This is a genomic window from Catalinimonas alkaloidigena, assembly GCF_900100765.1.
Classification (GTDB): Bacteria; Bacteroidota; Bacteroidia; order Cytophagales; family Flexibacteraceae; genus Mooreia; species Mooreia alkaloidigena.
On the sequence record NZ_FNFO01000036.1, the window covers coordinates 1 to 1,123 of the forward strand.

Here is a 1,123-nt window from a genome sequence, read left to right on the forward strand (position 1 = left end):
TTGTAAGTCAGGTCAAAATTTCTTCGTGGTTTCATAGAGGACAAGATAGGAATTAGGGGCTTCTATTTTCTGTCCGTCGAAAGCTAGGAAGTTCAGACGTATCCAGTTAGTCGGCTTACCACCCTATTCCCCACAACTGAATGCTGATGAACAGGTGCATGGCTACATCAAGAGTCACTGGTTTAAAAACAGGTTGTTTACCACCATAAGCGAACTAAAAACGGCCGTTGCTCAAGGATTTACGAACCTGACGCAAAAGCCCTCCCTCATCGCCAAATTCTTTTATCATCCTGACGTCGCTTTCTATACTAATTGACACACCGTAGCTATACTTGAAAAATATTTAAAAGAAGTAAGACCTTTCATTTTTCAATTTGACTACTTGAACGACGGATATAAAATGATTCAAATTCAATCAAGATATGAAACAACCTATATAAGAGGAGCGGGTGGATATGACGTGAATTGGGATACAAAACACACTTATGAAAAGGATAATGAAAAACGAGGATTCATTCGTTTTGAGAGAAATACAGATAAAGAGAATAAAATAGAATGGTTTCCGATTGAAGATAGAAAGTTGTATCTGTTTGATAATCCAAAGACAAATAAAAGGGAGGGGTTTATAATTAAAAAAGACTATCCTGAAGAAACACAAATTGGCCAATATGATAGAGTACGCGAACTTCTCACTTTGTCTCAGCGAAATGATTTAAAAATAAGATTGAAATTTAATCAATGTTAAAAATAACGAAATATTTCGGCTGGTCCATCTATTAACTATGCACTGAAGCCTTCCTAATGAAAGACGGGGAGCGGTTTCAAGCTGACCGAGACATAAGCCTGACAGCGCCTACCCGAATCGGTGATCGCCTCAGCCTATACGGGTGATGGGATCGTAAGCAATAATTCTTAATCCCGGTGAAGCTAAGATAAGAGTTATATGAATATGTTTTATAAATCAATTTTATTATGATAAATAAAATACAAAAGTAGATATAATAATAGTACTTCTTATCAGTATTCATTTCAACCGCTGTCGATACTCCGTGGGAGACATTCCCAATTCCCGACGCACGTAGCGACTGAAAAAGGAGGCGCTGGAGAAGTGGAGTGTATCGGC

3 protein-coding genes are annotated in these 1,123 nt (G+C 37.9%); 2 read left to right on the forward strand and 1 reads right to left on the reverse strand.

The features are described from left to right. Window positions 1-100: 100 nt before the first annotated feature. Both BLR44_RS29510 and BLR44_RS28440 read left to right on the forward strand, forming a co-directional pair. Entirely contained in the window at window positions 101-316 is a 216-nt protein-coding gene (locus BLR44_RS29510) for a transposase (protein WP_410493153.1), read from the forward strand. 84 nt (window positions 317-400) lie between these two features. Next, on the forward strand, window positions 401-745 hold the full coding sequence (locus tag BLR44_RS28440; RefSeq protein WP_218127219.1) for a hypothetical protein: 345 nt from the start codon (window positions 401-403) through the stop codon (window positions 743-745). Between the two features lie 279 nt (window positions 746-1,024). Here the strand turns inward: BLR44_RS28440 and BLR44_RS29515 are convergent. Beyond that, window positions 1,025-1,123 (reverse strand): AraC family transcriptional regulator (locus BLR44_RS29515; RefSeq protein ID WP_143017543.1); only part of this gene is annotated, 99 nt, incomplete at its 5' end.

Bases quoted from the DNA above. Each gene is read 5' to 3' on its own strand.
- BLR44_RS28440 (WP_218127219.1), top strand. From the start codon at position 401: ATGATTCAAATTCAATCAAGATATGAAACAACCTATATAAGAGGAGCG.